Source organism: Enterococcus diestrammenae, from assembly GCF_049384045.1.
In the GTDB taxonomy this organism is placed as follows: domain Bacteria; phylum Bacillota; class Bacilli; order Lactobacillales; family Enterococcaceae; genus Enterococcus_C; species Enterococcus_C diestrammenae.
Genome location: NZ_JBMRGR010000020.1, coordinates 16,818 through 37,167, shown reverse-complemented (window position 1 = coordinate 37,167; position 20,350 = coordinate 16,818). Strand labels below are relative to the sequence as shown.

Annotated in this window: 22 protein-coding genes, 1 tRNA gene and 1 other annotated feature; of the genes, 17 read left to right on the top strand and 6 right to left on the bottom strand. The window is 44.2% G+C overall.

Annotated elements, in window-relative coordinates; all coding sequences use genetic code 11:
* Positions 1-203 precede the first annotated feature (203 nt).
* Both proS and ACO03U_RS11955 read right to left on the bottom strand, forming a co-directional pair.
* On the bottom strand, positions 204-1,643 hold the full coding sequence (gene proS, locus ACO03U_RS11960) for a proline--tRNA ligase (RefSeq protein ID WP_204687809.1): 1,440 nt from the start codon (positions 1,641-1,643) through the stop codon (positions 204-206).
* A gap of 361 nt (positions 1,644-2,004) precedes the next feature.
* Complete coding sequence (locus ACO03U_RS11955) at positions 2,005-3,840, bottom strand: sensor histidine kinase (protein WP_204687807.1); 1,836 nt, start codon at positions 3,838-3,840, stop codon at positions 2,005-2,007.
* 276 nt (positions 3,841-4,116) lie between these two features.
* Here ACO03U_RS11955 and ACO03U_RS11950 point away from each other — a divergent pair, with 276 nt between their 5' ends.
* Together ACO03U_RS11950 and ACO03U_RS11945 are read left to right on the top strand one after the other, a co-directional pair.
* Entirely contained in the window at positions 4,117-4,653 is a 537-nt protein-coding gene (locus ACO03U_RS11950) for a signal peptidase I (RefSeq protein ID WP_204687805.1), read from the top strand.
* Between the two features lie 146 nt (positions 4,654-4,799).
* Positions 4,800-5,516 carry an O-methyltransferase gene (locus ACO03U_RS11945; protein WP_161868304.1) on the top strand — a complete coding sequence of 239 codons (717 nt, stop codon included), beginning with the start codon at positions 4,800-4,802 and terminating at the stop codon, positions 5,514-5,516.
* Positions 5,517-5,596: 80 nt separating this feature from the next.
* Here the strand turns inward: ACO03U_RS11945 and ACO03U_RS11940 are convergent.
* Positions 5,597-5,670, bottom strand: a tRNA-Arg gene (locus ACO03U_RS11940).
* Positions 5,671-5,804: 134 nt separating this feature from the next.
* Positions 5,805-6,473, bottom strand: a complete 669-nt coding sequence (locus ACO03U_RS11935) for a DUF2238 domain-containing protein (protein WP_204687811.1) — start codon at positions 6,471-6,473, stop codon at positions 5,805-5,807.
* Positions 6,474-6,665: 192 nt separating this feature from the next.
* Between ACO03U_RS11935 and ACO03U_RS11930 the strand changes: the two genes are divergently transcribed.
* The 12 genes from ACO03U_RS11930 (at position 6,666) to recN (ending at position 16,727) form a co-directional block, all read left to right on the top strand.
* Positions 6,666-7,730, top strand: a complete 1,065-nt coding sequence (locus ACO03U_RS11930) for a glycosyltransferase family 4 protein (protein ID WP_204687803.1) — start codon at positions 6,666-6,668, stop codon at positions 7,728-7,730.
* A 193-nt stretch (positions 7,731-7,923) separates the two neighbouring features.
* Positions 7,924-8,008, top strand: a sequence feature (ribosomal protein L21 leader region).
* An 18-nt stretch (positions 8,009-8,026) separates the two neighbouring features.
* Positions 8,027-8,335: a 50S ribosomal protein L21 gene (gene rplU, locus ACO03U_RS11925; RefSeq protein ID WP_067392645.1), complete on the top strand. Its 309-nt coding sequence runs from the start codon at positions 8,027-8,029 to the stop codon at positions 8,333-8,335.
* 25 nt (positions 8,336-8,360) lie between these two features.
* Entirely contained in the window at positions 8,361-8,699 is a 339-nt protein-coding gene (locus tag ACO03U_RS11920) for a ribosomal-processing cysteine protease Prp (RefSeq protein WP_204687801.1), read from the top strand.
* Between the two features lie 25 nt (positions 8,700-8,724).
* Positions 8,725-9,018 carry a 50S ribosomal protein L27 gene (gene rpmA, locus ACO03U_RS11915; RefSeq protein ID WP_161868308.1) on the top strand — a complete coding sequence of 98 codons (294 nt, stop codon included), beginning with the start codon at positions 8,725-8,727 and terminating at the stop codon, positions 9,016-9,018.
* 428 nt (positions 9,019-9,446) lie between these two features.
* Positions 9,447-9,989: an acyl-CoA thioesterase gene (locus tag ACO03U_RS11910; RefSeq protein ID WP_161868309.1), complete on the top strand. Its 543-nt coding sequence runs from the start codon at positions 9,447-9,449 to the stop codon at positions 9,987-9,989.
* A gap of 120 nt (positions 9,990-10,109) precedes the next feature.
* Positions 10,110-10,958 carry a bifunctional methylenetetrahydrofolate dehydrogenase/methenyltetrahydrofolate cyclohydrolase gene (locus ACO03U_RS11905; protein WP_161868310.1) on the top strand — a complete coding sequence of 283 codons (849 nt, stop codon included), beginning with the start codon at positions 10,110-10,112 and terminating at the stop codon, positions 10,956-10,958.
* A 17-nt stretch (positions 10,959-10,975) separates the two neighbouring features.
* On the top strand, positions 10,976-12,322 hold the full coding sequence (gene xseA / locus ACO03U_RS11900; RefSeq protein ID WP_204687799.1) for an exodeoxyribonuclease VII large subunit: 1,347 nt from the start codon (positions 10,976-10,978) through the stop codon (positions 12,320-12,322).
* Positions 12,323-12,405: 83 nt separating this feature from the next.
* The gene (locus tag ACO03U_RS11895) at positions 12,406-12,627 is read left to right on the top strand and encodes an exodeoxyribonuclease VII small subunit (RefSeq protein WP_161868312.1); all 222 of its coding nucleotides are present in this window, start codon (positions 12,406-12,408) and stop codon (positions 12,625-12,627) included.
* The gene (locus ACO03U_RS11890) at positions 12,624-13,508 is read left to right on the top strand and encodes a polyprenyl synthetase family protein (RefSeq protein WP_204687797.1); all 885 of its coding nucleotides are present in this window, start codon (positions 12,624-12,626) and stop codon (positions 13,506-13,508) included. Before ACO03U_RS11895 ends, ACO03U_RS11890 begins: the two co-directional genes overlap by 4 nt.
* A gap of 10 nt (positions 13,509-13,518) precedes the next feature.
* A complete protein-coding gene (locus tag ACO03U_RS11885) occupies positions 13,519-14,334 on the top strand; it encodes a TlyA family RNA methyltransferase (protein WP_204687795.1) in 816 nt (271 codons plus the stop codon).
* Between the two features lie 198 nt (positions 14,335-14,532).
* Positions 14,533-14,979, top strand: a complete 447-nt coding sequence (gene argR, locus ACO03U_RS11880; RefSeq protein WP_204687793.1) for an arginine repressor — start codon at positions 14,533-14,535, stop codon at positions 14,977-14,979.
* A gap of 62 nt (positions 14,980-15,041) precedes the next feature.
* Entirely contained in the window at positions 15,042-16,727 is a 1,686-nt protein-coding gene (recN, locus tag ACO03U_RS11875) for a DNA repair protein RecN (RefSeq protein ID WP_204687791.1), read from the top strand.
* 124 nt (positions 16,728-16,851) lie between these two features.
* On the opposite strand, the gene ACO03U_RS11870 is transcribed toward recN, so the two are convergent.
* A complete protein-coding gene (locus tag ACO03U_RS11870) occupies positions 16,852-16,965 on the bottom strand; it encodes a DUF4044 domain-containing protein (protein WP_161868316.1) in 114 nt (37 codons plus the stop codon).
* 156 nt (positions 16,966-17,121) lie between these two features.
* Positions 17,122-18,078, bottom strand: coding sequence for a magnesium transporter CorA family protein (locus ACO03U_RS11865; protein ID WP_204687789.1), 957 nt, complete (start codon positions 18,076-18,078; stop codon positions 17,122-17,124).
* A gap of 295 nt (positions 18,079-18,373) precedes the next feature.
* On the opposite strand from ACO03U_RS11865, the gene ACO03U_RS11860 reads away from it, so the two are divergent.
* From ACO03U_RS11860 to rsmH, 3 genes are all read left to right on the top strand, one after another.
* A complete protein-coding gene (locus ACO03U_RS11860) occupies positions 18,374-18,745 on the top strand; it encodes a DUF3397 domain-containing protein (protein ID WP_161868318.1) in 372 nt (123 codons plus the stop codon).
* Positions 18,746-18,911: 166 nt separating this feature from the next.
* Positions 18,912-19,343 carry a division/cell wall cluster transcriptional repressor MraZ gene (gene mraZ / locus ACO03U_RS11855; RefSeq protein ID WP_161868589.1) on the top strand — a complete coding sequence of 144 codons (432 nt, stop codon included), beginning with the start codon at positions 18,912-18,914 and terminating at the stop codon, positions 19,341-19,343.
* A gap of 15 nt (positions 19,344-19,358) precedes the next feature.
* Positions 19,359-20,315 carry a 16S rRNA (cytosine(1402)-N(4))-methyltransferase RsmH gene (rsmH, locus tag ACO03U_RS11850; RefSeq protein WP_204687787.1) on the top strand — a complete coding sequence of 319 codons (957 nt, stop codon included), beginning with the start codon at positions 19,359-19,361 and terminating at the stop codon, positions 20,313-20,315.
* Positions 20,316-20,350: the final 35 nt, after the last annotated feature.

The window sequence follows — 20,350 nt, the reverse complement described above, 5'->3', positions numbered from 1 at the left end:
CTCCTCATATTTAGCAATAAGCTAAGTATAAAGGAGGAGTGATTGGTAGAAAATGCGTTGGATTATTTCTCGCTTACTTTAAAAAACTTGGTGTCCTTACTCATTTGCGAATAAGAACACCAAGTATCAGGGTACCTACTTATGAGCGTCATCGGTCAATGTCACCTAAATGATCGAGATGATATCAGCGACCCCAGTTTTTCTTAATAAGCCCGGGCAATCCACACCGTGTATTTCGCAGGTTTACCGCTAACGATATCGACGGTTTTTTCCGTTGGTGCTTCAAAAGGAATATTCCGGGTGGTAAAACCAGTTTCTTCTTTGATTTTGGCTTCGGTTTCTTCGGTGCCATCCCAGCCAATCAGAACAAAGCCAGTTGGCCGTCCTTCATTTTTGCAGGTTTCGATGTGTTCTTTTAGTTGGTCCAAAGTATCGATGTCATAGTGTTCATTTGCTTTATTGCGGGCCCGCGCAGCTTCTAGCAACCGTTTTGGCATGATGGCTAGCTGTTCTTCTACATAGGCAGCTAAGTCCTCAAAGGTCACGGCGGTTTTTTCGCTTAAGTCACGAATTTTCACCATGACATGTCCGTTTTCCAAATCTCGTGGGCCGCATTCGATTCGCAGACAAGCCCCTTTAAGTTCCCATTCGTTAAATTTGTAGCCAGGTGAATTGTCCGTATCATCCAAACGGACGCGATAACCAGCTTTTTTGAAAGAGGCAAAGAGTTCGTCTAGTTTTTCCATGATGGCAGGGTTCTTTTTCCATGGGCCGACTGGCATCAAGACAATCTGTGTAGGGGCAACGGTTGGTGGGAAGACCAGCCCGTTGTCATCTCCATGAGTCATAATCAGTGAGCCTAACAAACGTGTTGAAACGCCCCAAGAGGTAGTATGGACATAAGTGTGTTGGTTTTCTTTGGTCAAGTAAGTGATGTCGAAAGCTTCCGCAAATTTGGTCCCAAGATAATGGGAAGTTCCGGCTTGCACCGCTTTGCCATCTTTCATCATAGCTTCGATGGAATAAGTATCCACGGCACCGGCAAAGCGTTCCGAAGGGGTTTTTTGGCCTTTGTAAACTGGAATGGCCAGAAATTCTTCTGCCAAGCGGGCATATTCATCTAAAATACTCATGGTCCGATGGCGGGCGTCAGCTTCGTCTGCATGGGCAGTGTGACCTTCTTGCCATAAAAACTCTGAGGTGCGTAAGAAAGGCAGTGTTTTCTTTTCCCACCGGAAGACGTTGGCCCATTGGTTGATTTCGTAAGGCAGATCCCGATAAGAGTTGATCCAGTCAGAAAAAGCGGAACCGATCATCGTTTCAGAAGTTGGGCGCAGTGCTAGGGGTTCTTCTAATTTTTCGTTACCGACTTCTGTTACCCATGGGAGCTCAGGGGCGAATCCTTCGATGTGATCCGCTTCTTTCATAAAGAAGTTACGAGGGATTAGCATCGGAAAATAGGCGTTGCGGATATCTTCTGAACGTAAAAATTTGTTGAATTCTTCTTGGATGTGTTCCCAGAGTTCATAGCCGTCTGGACGGAAGATGATGGAGCCTTTGACCGGGGAGTAGGCCATCAGTTCTGCTTGTTGAATCGTTTGGACGTACCATTCAGTGAAGTCGTTGGTTTGCTTTTCAGCCATTGTGTTTCCTCCTTAAAATAGACAGTGGTGAGTTCTTGGGGGGTGGTTTGAAAAAATAAAAAACACGCATTTCCTCCTTAAAAAAGGACGAAATGCGTGTGACATTCGCGGTACCACCTTTGTTGACCGAAAGTTTTCGGTCCCCTCGACAGAGCGTTAAGGGGCTCTTCCCCGATCGTTTGTAGCGATCTTGACGTGGGTAGGTTCCTTGGGCCAGCGGGTATCACCTTTTCAGCGGGCAGGCGACTCTCTAAAACCATGGAGCAAGTACTATTCCAACTGCTTCTATGCTACTGGCAATCAAAGGAAAAAGCAAGTATTAATTCTTTGGAAAAGAAAATACTTGCTTTTAACTGAGATTTTAGACAGATAAGGTGATGGCGACACTGTCGGTTTTCTCGGTATTGCTTTTTTTGAGAGCGCCGGCGTACTTCTTGGAGATTTTTTCCAATACCCAAAGATCGAATTCTTCTTTTTCTGGTAGATCGGTATTAATCCCCCGGTCGAAAATATTTTCATAATAATTGGCGGTATGTTCACAATAAAAATGAATTTTTCCTTGGTCACAATAGACTTGCAAGGTAATCTTTCGTTGACTGGGATCAGTGATGGCGTAAGTCTCCCGAAAGGCATGTTCCAATAAATGAGCAAAAAGTTTCGTCAAATCAGTATCTGTGATGGCGATAGTTGGTGGCAAGACGATGTTAAAGCTGGTATCGATACTACGCTTTTCCGCCAATTTTTGATAACGAGACAAAATTAAATTGGTCAAGGAGTGCTCAGTAAAGCGAGGCAAGCCGTCCATTCGTTTGGTATCTTCCATCAATTCAGCTAAATATTCTTGGGTGCCGGTAAGGTTGCCATCTTCCACCAATAGTTGCATCATTTGTAGATTTTTGCGAAAGGCTTTTTTGATTTGTTCCACTTCTGTTAAGTGATGGTTCATTTCTTCGCGGCTTTCTTCTAACAAAGCAGTTTTGACTTCTAGAAAGTTCATCTGCTTGCGGTTTTTTTCTTCATTGGTCAAAAATTCGGATACTGTATAGATGAAAATTACCAGTAAGATAACAATGAAGAACAGGCCACTAAAGTTAATGTGGTTGTAAGGCGTGCCCATGATTTCCATAATATACAAAAAGCAGTGAGCCAAGGCGACTAAGACAATCCAGGGGGTACAAAAGACATAGAAACGGTTCTTTTGATGGCTTTCACAGATTGCGGCAATGGTGATGGCTAGTGTACCGAAGAGATTCACAGCATCAATCCAAGGCTTAATTTCTGGCATATCCAATGGGGTGAAAGCCACGCTAATTAACAGTGATAGACTAAAAATCAGATGTGGAATTACCCAATATTTATAATATGTATTCATTACGGTCATCTTGTGGCAATAATAGACAATCAGAAATAACGGGCTCAAGGCAGCCAAAATAATCGCTACCGTGGAGTTGACGATGGGACTAAACAACAAGCCGGCTACGATATCGCTAGCGGCTGCTTCCAAACCAATCGTCATGGCAAATGCCGCCAGAAGTAACAGTTGAACATCCAAGCGCTGTTGTTTTTTTAGCGTACGTCCGACGATTAACAGCAAGACGACGCTGATGCTAATCCCTAAAATCATCATCAATACTTGTGGAATTGAAAGGGTAAAAATATAGGCCATCAAGGAATTGGCTTCACCCACAAAAACTCGTGCCGGCAACCCAGAGTAGCTTTGATAAGGGCTAGCGACTTCGATTTTTAGAACGCTACCCAAATAATCGGCAGGAAGCTGGATTTCTTTTAAGGATTTCCCAGGATTATCACTGGCTAGTCGACCAGTGGAGGTGGGGGTGTATTCATAAATCAGGCGATCATCGATGGTTACTTTAATCCATTGGTGATTGCCTTGAATGAGTAACATCGGGTTTTCCACTTCTGTCTTCATTTTCCGTTCCATCACCATGATTTGATTGGGGCGGATTTGTGGTAAATGTTTGACATAGCGACTCTTAAAGGTGCTGTCTGGACTGTTTTTGGGATAATAAGTCCACGTCTCAGTAATTTCAGCAACTTGATTTTGGCTAAAAGGATGACTGAAAGCATAACAAAAGAAGCCGATAACCGTCAGACACAAAGCCACGACGGATGCAAAGCCGAGCTTGCGCAAGCTACCGTTTGCTTTTAGCTTTTCGTAGTTATTTAAAGATTCCATAAAATAAAAAACGCTCCTTTCGCTATCAGTTTATTTTCTTTTCTACTATAAGTCAATATCAGTAATTTAATAACGTTTGCTTTGTTTTGAAATGAGAGGAAAGGATTAAAAAGATTAAAATAAAACACAAATTTTAGTTGTAAGTATTCGTTTTTCATTATAATATAATAAACGCACAGAAACTTTAGTGGGTCCTGTTAAGGGATGATTTTATTGCTAATTATCGCGATATTAAATTACAAATACTAAGATGATCTAGGGAATGGAGGGGCCGCGTTGGCGAAGATAAAACACATTAAAACTATCAGCTCCTTTGTATTAATTTTTTTGATGGCCATCGTTTTGTTAGTGACCTTGATTCCCCATCTTTTTGGACTCAATATTGCAGTTATTCGGGACAATGCCATGCAGGGGAGTCTTCCTAATGGTAGCCTGATTTTTGTTAAAACGACACCGGTTGCTGAAATTCAAGTGGGGGATTTGATTACTTACTATAGGGGGGAAGGAGAAGATATTTTGACGCGGCGGGTCGTGGCGATGGACTCTCACCGACAAACCTTTTATACAAAAGGTGATCGCAATTCCCAAGCAGAGGAAGGATCGGTTGACCAAAGCCAATTGATTGGGCAACCAACCTTTCACTTGCCATATTTTGGATTGGTGGCGACGAAAACTTTCTTGTTGGTGGGCCAAATTCTGTTTTGGATTGCGGCTCTGACCATTACTTTTACCACCATCACTACTTTGATTCGTCAGTCTCGCCCCCTCAAAAAACAGGATGATCCTTGGCTGTTTGAGGATAAAGAACAGTGAGAGGATTGCGTCAAAGCTCAGGTTTGTCTATAATGAAGCTGTCGTTTGCTGACGGCTTTTTTTATTTGGCTAAATTTACTGGCCGCAAGCTTGACAGCTTGTCGGGCGTTTAAAACTGGCAAAAGTCGGTTTAGAAAGGAACAGAAATGCAAAATGAAATGATGCACCGTCCAGTGGTGAAAAAAGAATTAGTGGCATATATGCGTCAACGCCAAAAACCATTAACCGGAGAATTGGGAAAACTAGAAGGAGAGGCCAATCGTCGTGGGGTTCCGGTAATTCCACACGAAACAGTGGTCTTTATGGAATTTTTATTAGGACAACTACAACCTCAACATGTTTTAGAAATTGGTGCCGCGATTGGCTTTTCCGCAAGTTTGATGGCTCAGTTTGTCGGGGAAAACGGGCATGTTACAACTATTGATCGCTATGACGTGATGATCAAAGAAGCCAAAGCCAATTTTTCTCGGCTGGGGCTGGAGGATAAGGTGACTTTATTAGAAGGGCAAGCCGCTGATATTCTACCTACGTTAACGGGGCCTTATGATTTTATCTTCATGGATAGTGCTAAATCCAAATACATCGAGTTTTTACCTGAATGCCTGCGGGTTCTTCGCAAAGGCGGGGTGCTGATGGTAGATGATATCTTCCAAGGGGGGACGATTTTGGATGCTACCGAGGATATTCCTCGTAAAAATCGCGCCATTCACCGCAAACTGAATGCCTTTTTGGATCTGGTAATGAGTCACCCGCAGTTGACTTCGACGTTGGTTCCATTAGGGGATGGGCTTATTTTGATCACCAAAGACGTAGAGGAAGTCAGCTTTGAGGAGCAAGCAGAGACGACGGAACAATCAGAATAGGTACTTGTCCGTTGTCATTTTGGCCCACAAAAAAGCCCTTCTACTGAGAAGATAGAAGGACTTTTGATAAGCTATTAAAACATCGCAGGAGGGGTTCGAACCCCCGACCGTCCGCTTAGAAGGCGGATGCTCTATCCAGCTGAGCTACTGCGACATACTGGCAACATGTTTCATTATAGAAAACGGCCAACTTGTTGTCAAGAAAATGTGAAAAAAGTCCTGGGTAAGCCACTATTCTTGGCTCACCCAGGACTTTTTCGCTTTTGCGAGGCTAAGATGCTGACGGGGTTATTTAATCAAGCGAATCCGATAAGCTTCAAAATACAGGGGATCCTTGCGTTTTTTGAAAAAGGCGTAAGTTCCCATAATCAGTGCGCCAGCTGTGTTGGTAAACATATCACCCATCGTATCCATCAAAGCTGCACGACCAATCAAGGCGGGGCCGCTGTTGTCCGGTGAATCCAAGTAGCGTTGCAGGTTCATATTCGCCACCGTGTCACAGAGAAATTCCCAAAATTCCCAAAAGACACCACAGACGCCAGCAAAAGCAAAACCAAAGATTAAAAAGAGCCAAGGGGAGACATCACTAATACTCTTATCTTTTAAAAGTAAGCCACAGATGCCATAGCCTAATGCGGTTAATAGCATTGGGCTGACCCCATGAAGCAGTTTATCCCAGCCGGGAATAAAACGGATCAAATGAAGGCAAGTGCCTAAAAAGACGGAGAGGCCTAAGAAAAACCAGTAGAAGTAGATGATGGTCACTGGCAATTGCACTTTTAGAAATTTCCGAATCAGTTGCGGAAGATAGATTAAGGCGATACCGGCGAGACATTCCAGTATCACGACTGCCATTTCTCCCCGAGGCAGGCGTGCGGTAATCAATTCGTAGAGGTTAAAGAGAAAGACGAGAATGCCAAATATTGTAAAGGCTTGTTGTATCTTTTTTTGAGTAATCATTTGTGAGCTCCTTCTTGTTTTCTTGATTTTATCACAGATTGCCAAAGAGGGAAAAAAGGAAGCTAGCATCAGAGCTAAGCAGTCGTTACTTAGCTGACAGTCTCTCCGTCGCCAGTCTGATTTTTTGTTGGGGGCGTTTATGCTATAATCTGTTTTAGTGGTTAAATTATAAGCGTGAAAGGAATTGCCATGATTTCAATTACAATGTTGTCGCGAGCAGATACGGTCAAAGGTCAAGGGGTAGGCAGTGCCTACAATGAGCTGGTGCGTATGCTGCAAGAACGTTTTTCAGATGAGTTTAAGATCGAGATCAATTCGGCTAAAAAAGCGGATGTTTCTCATTATCATACAATCAATCCAGAGTTTTATCTCTCCACCTTGACACCGAAAAGTCGAGGAGTCAAAGTTGGTTATGTTCATTTTCTACCAGAAACCTTAAAAGGAAGCATTGATTTATTTAGGCCTTTTCAAAAAGTCTTTGATTGGTATGTCATGTCCTTTTATAAACGCATGGATATCTTGGTCGTGGTAAATCCGAGTTTTATCCCGGAACTGGTAGCAGCGGGAATCCCAGAAGAAAAAGTCTGCTACATCCCCAATTTTGTGTCCACGGAGGATTTTTATCCTCAAACAGCGGCTGAGAAAAAAGAGAAAAGACAAGAATTGGGCTACGCTACCGACGACTTTATCGTTTTAGGTGTGGGACAGATTCAAAAACGCAAAGGCTTAGACGACTTTATCCAACTAGCCAAAGATCACCCGGAAATGCAGTATATCTGGGTAGGGGGCTTTTCTTTTGGGAAAATCACCGATGGCTATGAGGACTACCAAGAAGTCTACGAAAATCCCCCGGCAAATTTGCGTTTCACCGGGATTATCGATCGCAATCAGTTGGTAGACTACTATAATATGGCGGACGTTTTCTTGTTGCCGTCATATAATGAATTATTTCCTATGAGTATTTTGGAATCTTTTAGCTGTCACACACCGGTATTAGTAAGAAATCTAGACCTTTATGAATCGGTGATTTCTGGCTATTACATGGGGGCGGATGATCGCCAGCAGATGTCGGAGAAGTTGACAGCTCTGCGACAAGATCCTAGTCAATTAGACGAATATGCCCAGTTGTCAGCCAAAGCTGCGTTGCATTATTCCGAAGACAATGTGGCAAAGATTTGGCATCGCTTCTATACTGATTTGGCAGCAGGACAAAAGCTAACACTAGATCCGGATAATCGGGAAGTACAGCCCTAGAGCCTGTCGCTAATGATCTTCTTACTGACCGGCGAAAGGCCAAGATTCTTTAGAAATGGGTTCTTTGGTAAGTTGCGATAAGGTTTTAGTTTTTGGTGACGAATAGTTTTGAAAGTTTTCACGAAACAACGACAACTTGCAGTTGACTTGTCGTTGTTTTTTTGATACATTATTCTTGTTGTAATTGTGGGCACCACAGCTACAACCGCACAGAGCAAGTACTAAGCAATGGCGATGCAAGTCTTCATTCACTTGGGATGGCGAGTCTAAGTCTAAATAAGGAGGTGCTTTTGAGTATGTACGCAATCATCAAAACTGGTGGCAAACAAGTCAAAGTCGAAGTTGGTCAAGCAATCTACGTGGAAAAATTGAACGTGGAAGCTGGCGAAAAGGTTACTTTTGACGAAGTGATCTTGGTAGGTGGCGAATCTACGAAAGTTGGTGCTCCAACTGTCGCAGGCGCAACTGTTGTAGGGACTGTTGAAAAACATGGCAAACAAAAGAAAGTCGTGACTTTCAAATACAAACCTAAAAAACATTCACACCGCAAACAAGGTCATCGTCAACCTTACACTAAAGTTGTCATCGATGCCATCAACGCATAATTTTTTAAGAAAAGCAGGTTGAACTATGATCATAGGGACATTCAAACGCAATGATTCCGGTCGTATCATCTCCTTTGAACTGACAGGCCATGCCCAATCCGGTGAATACGGAAAGGACCTCGTCTGTGCCGCTGTTTCGGTCTTAGCCATCAGCACAGTCAACGGAATTGATGCCATTGCAGGGGTTACTCCTGCGGTGGATGCCGATGAAGACGGTGGCTACCTCTACGTGGAGATGCCGAAAGATACTACCCAAGAACAAAACAACATTATGACCATTTTGTTGGAAAATCTTTTGTTAGGTCTTCAGGCCGTTCAAGCGGAACATAGCCAATATCTGCAATTAAAAACTATCACGAAATAAAAACTATCACAGGAGGTGCTTTTCCATGTTGATGAAAATGAACTTACAATTCTTCGCCCACAAAAAAGGGGGCGGTTCTACTTCCAACGGCCGTGACTCTCAATCCAAACGTTTAGGTGCTAAACGTGCGGACGGTCAAACGGTGACTGGTGGATCTATCTTGTATCGCCAACGCGGCACAAAAATCTATCCAGGTGTAAACGTAGGTATCGGCGGTGACGATACTTTGTTTGCTAAAGTTGACGGTGTCGTACGTTTCGAACGTAAAGGCCGCGATAAAAAGCAAGTTAGCGTTTATCCAGTAGCTGCTGAAGCTTAATGAACTGATGGCTCCGATCCTTGTTAAAGGGTCGGAGCTTTTTTGGTAGATAAAGAACTTATAAAAATTAAGCGCCAAAAAGGGTGATGTCTCAGGTATTAAGTGGTATATTATGTCGCCATTGTGATGTCACAAAAAAGATGCTGACACCTTTTTAAGGAAGCAAGACCGGTCTGATTTTTACTTTTTGGGGGTGAAGTAGGTGATTGTTTGGATTATCTGTTTTCAAAGTCATCCTCTTTTAAAACGTCAGACATGGTTGAAAAACGAAGGGATGCCTAGACGCTGTGCCCCTGCAAAAATACTTTTTCGGGGAGAATTGGGGCGCTGGGGCGTTTCTGTTTTTAAAGTAGGAAATTACGGGTGCCAGTAGTTTTGATACCCAGAATAGGAGAAAATTTGGTAAACTAGCTCCAGAGGTGAACTGTATGGAAGAGTATAAAAAATGCCGAGAGTCACGAGTAATTCAGACGCATCGGATTTTTCCTTTTGATTTGAATCCCTTTGGCTTTTTATTTGGGGGGAAGCTAATGACGATGATTGATGATGCCGCCTCGATATCGGTTACTCGGCATTGTCGCAGAGGAGCGGTGACGGCGTCCTTGGATAGCTTAAATTTTCTGCAGCCGTTACACGAAAACCATTCTGTTTGTGTGAAATCCTATGTCTCCGGCGCCCATCATAAATCGATGGAAGTGTTCGTTAAAATTATCGGTGAAGATCTGGTGACGGGAGAACGGTATTTGGCGGCAACCTGCTTTACCACTTTTGTGGCGATTGCCTCCCATATGAATCCGGAAACTGACTTTTCGGTGCCAGGGGTTATTCCTGAAACCCCTGAAGAAAAAATGGTTTGTGCAGGCTACGAGAAGCGACGAATCGCGCGGTTAGCCGAACGCGAGGAGTACCAAGCCTTTGCGGCAAAACTATCTACGGATTTACCTTGGTCAGACGAAGGGTTAGGGGATTAGTAGAGTTTGCAGGAAGCTGTAAGAAAAGTTTCGTAAAGATGTGGGATATGCTAGAATAGTTAAAATGAAAAGTTCTCGCTGTTTTTGGACAATAGCCGAGACGAGAAAGGAATGTTGGTTTTGGGAGTAAATATTGATGGCAAACAATTAGCAAATTTACTGCAAGAACAGATGAAGGAAGAAGTTGCGCTACTGAAAGAAAGTGGCCTGACTCCAGGTTTGGTCGTTCTTTTGGTGGGGGAAGATAGCGCGAGTCAAGTCTATGTCCGCAACAAAGATTTAGCAGCTGCCCGGATTGGGATTGTCTCCAAAGTCGAACGCTATCCAGAGACGATTACTGAAGCGGAATTGTTGGCAGAAATCGATAAATACAATGCTGATCCGCAATTTCATGGTATTTTAGTCCAACTGCCCTTACCAAAACATATCGATGAAAACAAAGTGTTGCTAGCTATTGATCCCAATAAAGATGTGGATGGTTTTCATCCGTTAAATCTCGGCGCCTTGTTTGCTGGGCATCCCACGATGATTCCTTGCACACCATATGGCATTATCAAAATGTTTGAACACTACGATATCGATTTAGAAGGTAAAAACGCGGTGGTGATCGGGCGCAGCAATATCGTCGGCAAACCCATGGCACAGCTGTTGCTACAAAAAAATGCGACCGTCACGATGGCCCATTCTAAGACGAAAAACTTGGCTGCCCTTTGCCGCCAAGCCGATATTTTAGTCGTGGCGATTGGTCGCGGCCATTTTGTAACCAAAGATTTTGTCAAACCGGGAGCGGTAGTGATTGATGTGGGAATGAACCGCAATGAAGCCGGCAAACTAATCGGGGATGTGGCCTATGATGAAGTGGCCCCTGTGGCTAGTTATATTACCCCAGTCCCTGGTGGTGTAGGCCCGATGACGATTACAATGTTGATGTACCAAACCATTGAAAGTGCTAAAAGATTACACAGATAAGAAATTAGGTGAACAGTTTGTCTCAGCAATATTTGACGGTAACCGCCTTGACTCGGTACCTGAAGCGAAAATTTGACGCCGATCCTTATTTGGATCGGGTCTTTTTAACGGGGGAAATCTCCAACTTTCGCTTACGACCCAATCATCAGTATTTTAGTTTGAAAGATGATGGGGCCAAGATTTCTGCGGTGATGTTTAAAGGGGCTTTCGATAAAATCAAGTTTCGCCCAGAAGAAGGAATGAAAGTCTTAGTGGTGGGACGGATTTCCCTTTATGAAGCGAGTGGCAATTACCAAATTTATGTAGAACAGATGCAACCGGATGGCATCGGGGCCTTGTATCAAGCGTATGAGCAGTTAAAAGCCAAGCTCACTAAAGAGGGCCTGTTTTCAGCGCCAAAACAAACGTTGCCCCGATTTCCCAAGAAAATAGCGGTCTTAACCAGTCCATCAGGAGCGGTGATTCGCGATATCATAACCACTGTCAAGCGTCGTTATCCCATCGCCCAGTTAGTCTTGTTTCCCACTGTGGTACAAGGAGACAAAGCCGCGGATGATGTTGTACGAAACATTGCTCAAGTCGAAGCTCTCGGTGATTTTGATACGATGATTATCGGTCGCGGCGGAGGTTCCATTGAAGATTTGTGGCCTTTTAACGAAGAGCGAGTAGCCCGGGCGATTTTTGCAGCTCGGACGCCGATCATTTCTTCAGTAGGACATGAAACGGATACGACCATCGCTGATTTGGTGGCTGATGTGCGGGCGGCTACACCTACAGCGGCAGCCGAATTGGCCGTACCGGTATTATCAGAAGAAGTTTTGAAAATTCAACAGCAGCAAAATCGCTTGCAACAGGCCTACCTTTTGCAGTTGCAACGAAAAAACGAGCGGTTTCAGCGGGTGCTAAACTCCTATGTTTTTCGTCAACCGGAACGTTTATATGAAGCCCAGTCCCTGAAGGTCGATCAACTGACCCAACGCCTGAGTCAAAACTTACAACAACTGGTTCGGGATAAAGAGCGGCGTTTCCAACAGACGGATCGGCATTTGCAACAGGCCAATCCCTTACCACGACTAAAGCAGTTGCAACAACAAACCAGTTATTTAACTGCTCAGCTTAGTCAGCAAATGGGGTATTTGATGGCAAATAAACGGCAGGCGTTTCAGCAGCAAGTGCAGTCTTTGGATTTGCTCAGCCCTTTGAAAATCATGGGCCGGGGTTATACGTATACCACCAAAAACCAGCAAGTACTTAAATCTGTGCAGGAAATCACCTCCGAGGATGAATTGATCATTCACTTCCAAGATGGGGTCGTGGCGGCGACAGTTAGTGACGTCCAGCTGAAATCTGACAATAAATCGTAAACGTGGGCCGGTCTCCTGTTGGCATAGTTGATCAACTGGAACCAGAAATCTCACTATTATTTACAATAAAGGAGTTTACAATCATGGCACAACCGACATTTGAAGAATCGTTGCAAGAATTGGAACAAATCGTAACTCGCTTGGAAAAAGGCGACGTGCCTTTGGAAGAAGCTTTGGCGGCGTTTCAAAAAGGAATGACCTTGAGTAAACAATGCCAAGAAACGTTGACCAACGCGGAAGAAACGTTGACTAAAATGATGCAAGAAAACGGTCAGGAAACTGATTTTGAAGAGCCCAGCGCATGATGACTTTAGCAGAATTTCAACAAACACAACTACCGCTAGTAGAAGCTGAACTGACAGACTTTCTAAAACAGCATACGACCGATCCCCGACTAGCCGAAAGTATGCTTTATTCGGTAGCAGCAGGGGGCAAACGCATTCGCCCGCTGATTTTGTTGGCGGTAGTGGCTAGTTTTCGCAAAGAGTTGACCACTGGGGTTTACCAATGTGGGGCAGCTTTGGAAATGGTTCATACTTACTCCTTGATCCATGATGACTTACCGGCGATGGATGACGATGCCTTACGCCGGGGGAAACCTACCAATCATGTGGTGTATGGAGAAGCTTTGGCGATTTTGGCGGGGGATGGCTTATTGACGGCGGCTTTTCAGCTGTTGAGCCAAGCCCAGTTAGCGAATGATGAGAAATTGTTGTTGCTTCAATTATTGGCGGAGAAAGCTGGGAGCCAAGGGATGGTAGCTGGTCAAGCAGCGGATATTCAAGGAGAGCATCGGCAGCTGACTTTGGAGGAGCTGGAAGGCATTCATCGCCGGAAGACTGGTGATTTATTGCTCTATGCGTTTGTTGCCGGTGGGATTTTGGCCCATCAGCCTGAAGCTGTGTTGCAGCAGTTGCAACAACTGGCGTTACATGTGGGATTGGCTTTTCAGATTCGCGATGACTTGTTAGATATCACGGCCACTGCAGAAGAAGTAGGGAAGAACACCCATAAAGACCAACTGGCGGGTAAAAATACCTATCCATCTTTGTTGGGATTTGCGGAAGCCCAGCAGGCGTTGGCAGCGGAACTGGATGCCGCTGAGCAACTATTATTGGTAATGGGGCAACAATTGGTTTTTGAACCAGCTCTTTTACAGGAAATCCTTTTGAAATTGCGAATGTGAGGCCGAAAAAATGAAAAAAGAACGTGTGGATGTCTTAGCTGTCCAACAAGGCTTATTCGAAACCCGCGAAAAAGCGAAACGAGCTGTGATGGCCGGCTTAGTTGTGATGGAAAAAAACAATTTACGCCTAGACAAACCCGGAGAAAAACTACCTCAAGATACCTTGTTGCGAGTCAAAGGTGAGGTGATGCCTTATGTTTCGCGTGGTGGCTTGAAACTGGAAAAAGCGCTGAAGCAGTTTGATTTTTCTGTGACGGATAAGATTTTATTGGATATCGGTTCGTCAACGGGTGGCTTTACCGATGTCGCCTTGCAAAACGGCGCCAAGTTAAGCTATGCCTTAGATGTCGGTTACAATCAGTTGGCTTGGAAATTGCGTCAGGATCCCCGGGTAGTGGTGATGGAACGGACTAATTTCCGTTATAGTCAACCCGCTGATTTTCTAGAAGGCTTGCCGGAAGTGGCGACGATTGATGTCTCTTTTATTTCCTTAAAGCTGATCTTGCCGCCGTTGCATCAAATACTGGTTGCCGGGGGCTCGGTGATGGCTTTGGTGAAACCGCAGTTTGAGGCTGGCAAAGAAGCGGTAGGAAAACATGGCATTGTCCGAGAAGCTGCTACTCATGAGCGGGTCTTGCAAGAAATCAGCAACTTTGCTTTGGAAACTGGCTTTGATGTAGTGGATTTGGCTTTTTCACCGATTACCGGAGGCGAAGGTAACATTGAGTTTCTACTATTGTTGACCAAAACGGAAGGTACCGGTCGTTTATCTGAAAAAGTGAATATTTCCGAGGTTGTCGCGAAAGCTCATGAAACGTTGGCTTAAGCTGTGACAGTCGGTTTTAAGAAAGGTTTAGGAGCAGGATTTTCCATGAACCTTTCTTTCTTTTTGCATAAAAATAAGGTATGATGATGAAGTTGAATTGGCCGGCTTTGAGAGCCTGCAAGCGGGTTATTGGCCACCCTGTCAGATCGATTCTGATAGATCGGTCTTATTATGGATAAAGAAAGGAGTCACAGCCAGATGCGCAAAAAAGAACGCCATCGTCTAATCACTCGTCTACTAAGTGAAAACAACATCCAAAAACAAGAGGATTTTGTTTCCTTACTGGAAGAGCGGGGAGTGATGGTGACCCAAGCAACGATTTCTCGAGATATTAAAGAGTTGAAGCTGATCAAGGTGCCTTTTGAAGGGGGCTATCGTTATAGTCTACCTGCGGAAACGGCGGAAGATATTGGTGAGAAATTGGCCAAATTGTTAAAGGATGCCTTTGTTTCTGTGGATCAAATGGATAAGATGGTTATCTTAAAAACCTTACCCGGCAACGCTGCGGCCATCAATAATTTGATTGATCGGCGCTTCAAAGGGCAGTTGTTTGCCAGCTTAAATGATGATGATTCCGTGTTGATGATCGCGAAAACCAAAGAAGCCGCAGAGGCGTTAAAAAATGAGTTACAAGAACTTATTTAACTTTAGACAAAAGAAAAGCAACGCAACCTAGGCGTGGGTTTGCTTGAGGAGGAGGCTAGGAGATGCTGTTAGAATTAGCGATTGAAAATTTTGCCATCATCTCAAAATTGCGGTTGACCTTTCACCAGGGTATGACGGCTTTGACTGGGGAAACCGGAGCGGGGAAATCGATTATCATCGATGCCATGGGCTTGTTAGCCGGCAGTCGTGGCTCGACGGACTATATTCGCCAAGGGGCAGACAAGTGTCGGCTTGAGGGGGTCTTTGAGATGCCTGATCAGCCGGCTTTTGTGACGTTACTGGCTGAACTAGGTGTGGAGACAGAAGCAGGAGATCCGTTGATTTTGCAACGGGACATGACCTTGAGTGGCAAAAATGTCTGCCGGGTCAATGGGCGCACGATGAATCTTGCTAATCTTCGGCGAGTAGGTAATTTTTTGGTGGATATCCAAGGCCAAAATGAACACCAAGAATTGCTACAAGAAGACCGTCACTTGCATTTGGTGGATGAGTATGGGGCCGCCAGTTTTCAAAAGCAGTTGCAAGACTACCGAGAGGCTTATCAGGAGTTTCGGCAATTGGAAAAGCGCGTCCAAAAAATTCAGGCCAATGAACAATCCTTTGTGCAACGCTTGGATATGTTGCGTTTCCAACAAGAAGAAATCAGCCAGGCTCAACTACAACCAGAAGAAGAAAGTCAACTGGCGGAGGAGCGAGAAAAACTCGCAAATTATCAAAAGATTGTCGATGCGTTGGGGCAAAGCTATCAAATTTTGACTGGTGCAGAGCTTAATCCGGTGGATGGTGTAGGGGCTGTTTTGGCGGAAATCCAAGAAGTGTCTCATCTGGATGAAGAATACAATGCCATCGCTGAAAATTTGCAAAGCGCCTACTATTTGTTGCAAGATGCCGCGGGAGACATTTCCCGTCAACTGGACTTTTTGGAGTTAGATGAAGAGCGTCTTGAAGCTGTTACCCAACGTTTAGAATTGATTCGACAACTAAAACGCAAGTATGGCGATTCAATCCCAGCAATTTTGCGTTATTATGAGGAAATTGCCAAAGAATTAGCGGCTTATGACGACTCCGATACAAAACTGGAAGAGTTGGAGGAAAAATTGCGCCAACAAGAAGAGGCCCTCTGGTTTCAAGCCGAAAAAATCCATCAGGAACGCAAAGCCATTAGCCATTCGTTGGAAAAAGCAGTCATGCACGAGCTGAAGGAACTTTATATGGAAAACACCCAGTTTGCAGTGGATTTTCGCAAAAGTCGTCAGCTGACTGAAAATGGCTTTGACGAAGCAGCCTTTTATTTGACCACTAACCCCGGGGAACCTTTGAAGCCTTTGGTAAAAGTCGCATCTGGCGGAGAACTTTCCCGGATTTTACTGGCTTTAAAAACGATTTTCTCCCAAAGCCAAGGGATTACTAGTATTATTTTCGATGAAGTGGACACTGGGGTCAGCGGTCGGGTAGCGCAAGCCATCGCGGAAAAGATCGCCAAAATTGGTCAACAATCCCAAGTGTTGTGTATCACGCATCTGCCACAAGTCGCAGCGGTGGCGGATTATCAGTATGCCATCACCAAGGGCGTCACTAAGGGGCGGACCCAGACGAGTGTGACTCAACTTAGCGATGCTGAGCGGGTTCAGGAAATTGCCCGAATGCTTTCTGGTGCTGAGGTTACGCCGTTGACTCTTGAGCATGCCAGAGAGTTGTTAACCATGGCTGGGCACTCGTCGCTTTGATTACAGCAAAAGGTACTAGGCGGATCATTTTTGATAGCCAAATAGCGAGGCACTACTGATCCTATCAGTGGTGCCTCGCTATTTGTCATCAATTAAAAAGTAAGAGTGGTGGGGGGGTTGCGTATTAGCCTAATACGCTGATAACAGCCGTCAAAACAACGCTAGCGACTGTTAAGATGAGCATGACCCAAATAAAGCCTTTAGTAATTTTGGAAAATGTACTCTTTTTTTTCTCCATGAGAATCCATCCTTTTTCCGATAGTCGTCCGACACTTTTGGCCAAAGAGGAAACGCTCCTGGGGGAACCTCTGGGCGCTATCGCCGAACAATCACATCATATTCCAGACTAGTGTAACCGCTAATCAGGGATTCTTCAAGTCTAAGGAGGAAAAAATCACAAAAGATTCTTTTTTCTTAAATATCGAATGGCCCACAGACAGATAGCTATTGTCCCTACAATAATTAAGAGAAAGGCCCATTCTTGATCGGCAAAGGGCAATTTAACATTCATCCCATATAGGCCACCGATAATTGTAGGAATGGTTAAGACAATGGTTAATGACGTCAAGATTTTCATGATATTGTTCAAATTGTTTGAGACGATGGCTGAGAAAGTATCTGTCATCTGATCCACCAACCGCATATAAATCCGGGAGGTACTAACCGCTTGTTTGGTTTCCACCAAGATATCATGGAGGTGGTTTTGGTAAGCGTGGTGGTTGGCAAACTCAGTGGTGTGGGCCAGTTTTTTCAAGGCTTCGTAATTGGCAGCTGTTGAGGACTCGAAAAAGACTAAGCTTTTTTGGATATCCATAATCTGGTAGAGTCGTTTATTTTCGGTAGCCACTTGAATATGGGATTCCAAGAGACTCACCTGATGATTGATTTCTTCTAGATGTTCATTAAAACTCAATACCAATTCCCACAAAATCAAGAGGGCGATATTCATCCGAGGACTCATATCGTTTTGTTGAATCTTACTAGTGACCACCTTATCGAAAAATGGCGGCCGATGATTGGCAACGGTGATTAAACGCTTGTCGGGGGTGATGATCACCGACATGGGATAGCTTTGGTATTGTAAATAACCACTGGGGCTGGTGGTGACGAAGGGAAATTCCACCACCAAAAGAATCGGGCGTTTAAAAACCTCCTGCTCCAAGCCTTCAGTTCGAGCGTTTTCCACGTCATCCAAGACGGCGGTTAAGTAGTCCATCGGCAGTTGAAACGCTTTGGATAATTCCTTGAGTTCTTCTTTTGGTGGTGTTTCCACGTGTAGCCAACAAATGTCACTGCTTCCTTTAGCCACGCTTTTGATTTGATCGCCGCTGACAGCGTAATAGGTAATCATAAGGGACCCTTCCTTCTATTTTGTCGAAAACTTTAAAAAAGTAATTAAAATAACTGAAAAAAATCAAATAAACCTTTTGAAAACCGGTTATCGCTACCAATTTTTAAAAGAACTGAAACATTGGTGTAATGAAAATGAAGTATAGTTAGCCTGATATGGTAGGCTTTCCACGAAATGGTAAGCTTACATAGAAAGAACAATCCAGACCGAAGCCTCACGAATCAGCCACTGGCCCCGTAAAGGTCAGCTGTCTGATGGAAAGAAGCAAGCTTTGGCTGGGTGGTAAGGAGCGGACATGAATACAACTTTTCACCCCATGATGATTTTTTGGTACGTTTTTCCGGTGATTCTGCTGTTTGCCACGAGTTTCGTCGTCTCAGCGTTATCCCTGCAAAAAAAATGGCACATCAAAGGCCCGGATTTAGCAGTTCCTTTTTTGTGGCTAGGGCTTCAGCAAATTTCCACGAATACCTTTGCTGTTTCTATTTTACCGTATTTCGTCATTTCTATCTTGTTTTTAGGTATTCTGCTAGTGGTTTTTCAGGCGTATTACTATGGAGAGATCGCTTACAAACGTTACTTTAAGATGTTTTGGCGCTTGGTTTTCTTGTTCACATTGATGACTTATCTGCTGTTAGTCATCATGGATATCGTACATTATTTATAAATAATCGAGGCCTTTAAAAAGTTTTTAAAGCCTTAAAAAACGCTTGTTTCCAATTTGGTTAAGAATAGTCAAACAAGTTTTCTGGCACTTTTGCATAAAAAGTGGTAGGAAGTGGGGGATTGTGGTAGACTGTGTATATCGAGTGGGGACAGGGGGTTATTTAGCGATGTTTATGGGGGAGTTTCAACATACGATTGACGCTAAAGGCCGTCTTATCGTGCCTTCAAAACTTCGTGACCAACTGGGCGAAAAATTCGTCGTCACTCGTGGGTTGGATGGCTGTCTCTTTGGTTATCCCTTAACAGAATGGGAAAAATTAGAAGAGAAGTTAAAAGAAATGCCCCTAGCTAAAAAGGACGCTCGTACGTTTGTACGCTTCTTTTACTCAGCTGCCACCGAATGTGAAATCGATAAACAAGGCCGAATCAATTTGCCTCAAACCCTACGGACCCATGCCGGTTTGACCAAAAATTGCGTCATTACTGGAGTGGCCAATCGGATCGAAATTTGGGATGAAGAAAAATGGCAAGCCTTCACCATTGAAGCCGAAAGTAACTTCAATGAAATTGCAGAAGGTATGATCGATTTTGGACTGTAAGATAGAAAGAGGAACATGATGACTTCGGAATTCCAACATTACACAGTGATGAAAAAAGAGACGGTGGCAGGCTTAAATATCAAACCTGACGGCGTTTATGTCGACTGTACTTTAGGCGGTGCCGGCCATAGCGAATACCTCCTTAGCCAATTGGGACCAGAGGGACACCTTTATTGCCTCGATCAAGACCAAAAAGCCTTGGACCATGCGCAGGTTCGCTTAGCACCTTATGTAGCAAAAGGTCAAGTTACTTTTATTAAGAGTAATTTCCGCTATTTAAAAGAAGCCTTGCTGGCTCACGAAGTCTTCAAAGTAGATGGCATTTTATATGATTTGGGGGTTTCCTCCCCACAGTTGGATGAAGCAGAACGAGGCTTTAGCTATCACCAAGATGCCCCGCTGGACATGCGGATGGATCAAAGTGCGTCTTTTTCGGCCTACCAACTGATTAATGAATATGACTACCACCAATTAGTCAAAATCTTTTTCCGTTATGGAGAAGAAAAATTTTCCAAACAAATCGCCCGAAAAATTGAAGAAGCCCGGAAGCTGCAACCAATTGAAACAACTGGACAGCTGGTGGATTTGATTAAAGCTGCGATTCCTGCGCCGGCTAGACGCAAGGGTGGACACCCGGCGAAACGGATTTTTCAAGCGGTACGCATCGCGGTTAATGATGAATTGGGAGCAGTGGAAGAGTCCTTAGAAGAGGCCATCGACTTGTTACAGGTCAATGGTCGCATTTCTGTGATTACTTTCCATTCTTTAGAAGATCGCATCGTCAAGACCATCTTCAAAGAACATAGCACCACCAAAGATTTGCCACCGGGGCTACCAATTGTACCGGAAGCCGACTTACCGACCTTGAAGCTGATTACCAGAAAGCCAATTACGCCTTCTGAAAGCGAGCTTGCGGAAAATAACCGCTCTCGTAGTGCCAAACTACGAATCGCTGAAAAAGTAAAAGATTAATTTTGAAAAAGTTCATCTTTCAAAGCAACTACCAG

What these genes read in the sequence shown, in the direction of transcription:
- ACO03U_RS11890 (WP_204687797.1), top strand. Translation starts at nt 12,624, where the DNA reads ATGATGACTTTAGCAGAATTTCAACAAACACAACTACCGCTAGTAGAA.
- recN (WP_204687791.1), top strand. Translation starts at nt 15,042, where the DNA reads ATGCTGTTAGAATTAGCGATTGAAAATTTTGCCATCATCTCAAAATTG.
- rplU (WP_067392645.1), top strand. Translation starts at nt 8,027, where the DNA reads ATGTACGCAATCATCAAAACTGGTGGCAAACAAGTCAAAGTCGAAGTT.
- rsmH (WP_204687787.1), top strand. Translation starts at nt 19,359, where the DNA reads ATGATGACTTCGGAATTCCAACATTACACAGTGATGAAAAAAGAGACG.
- ACO03U_RS11870 (WP_161868316.1), bottom strand. Translation starts at nt 16,965, where the DNA reads ATGGAGAAAAAAAAGAGTACATTTTCCAAAATTACTAAAGGCTTTATT.
- ACO03U_RS11895 (WP_161868312.1), top strand. Translation starts at nt 12,406, where the DNA reads ATGGCACAACCGACATTTGAAGAATCGTTGCAAGAATTGGAACAAATC.
- mraZ (WP_161868589.1), top strand. Translation starts at nt 18,912, where the DNA reads ATGTTTATGGGGGAGTTTCAACATACGATTGACGCTAAAGGCCGTCTT.
- argR (WP_204687793.1), top strand. Translation starts at nt 14,533, where the DNA reads ATGCGCAAAAAAGAACGCCATCGTCTAATCACTCGTCTACTAAGTGAA.
- ACO03U_RS11920 (WP_204687801.1), top strand. Translation starts at nt 8,361, where the DNA reads ATGATCATAGGGACATTCAAACGCAATGATTCCGGTCGTATCATCTCC.
- ACO03U_RS11860 (WP_161868318.1), top strand. Translation starts at nt 18,374, where the DNA reads ATGAATACAACTTTTCACCCCATGATGATTTTTTGGTACGTTTTTCCG.
- rpmA (WP_161868308.1), top strand. Translation starts at nt 8,725, where the DNA reads ATGTTGATGAAAATGAACTTACAATTCTTCGCCCACAAAAAAGGGGGC.
- ACO03U_RS11930 (WP_204687803.1), top strand. Translation starts at nt 6,666, where the DNA reads ATGATTTCAATTACAATGTTGTCGCGAGCAGATACGGTCAAAGGTCAA.
- ACO03U_RS11910 (WP_161868309.1), top strand. Translation starts at nt 9,447, where the DNA reads ATGGAAGAGTATAAAAAATGCCGAGAGTCACGAGTAATTCAGACGCAT.
- ACO03U_RS11955 (WP_204687807.1), bottom strand. Translation starts at nt 3,840, where the DNA reads ATGGAATCTTTAAATAACTACGAAAAGCTAAAAGCAAACGGTAGCTTG.
- ACO03U_RS11945 (WP_161868304.1), top strand. Translation starts at nt 4,800, where the DNA reads ATGCAAAATGAAATGATGCACCGTCCAGTGGTGAAAAAAGAATTAGTG.
- proS (WP_204687809.1), bottom strand. Translation starts at nt 1,643, where the DNA reads ATGGCTGAAAAGCAAACCAACGACTTCACTGAATGGTACGTCCAAACG.
- ACO03U_RS11885 (WP_204687795.1), top strand. Translation starts at nt 13,519, where the DNA reads ATGAAAAAAGAACGTGTGGATGTCTTAGCTGTCCAACAAGGCTTATTC.
- ACO03U_RS11865 (WP_204687789.1), bottom strand. Translation starts at nt 18,078, where the DNA reads ATGATTACCTATTACGCTGTCAGCGGCGATCAAATCAAAAGCGTGGCT.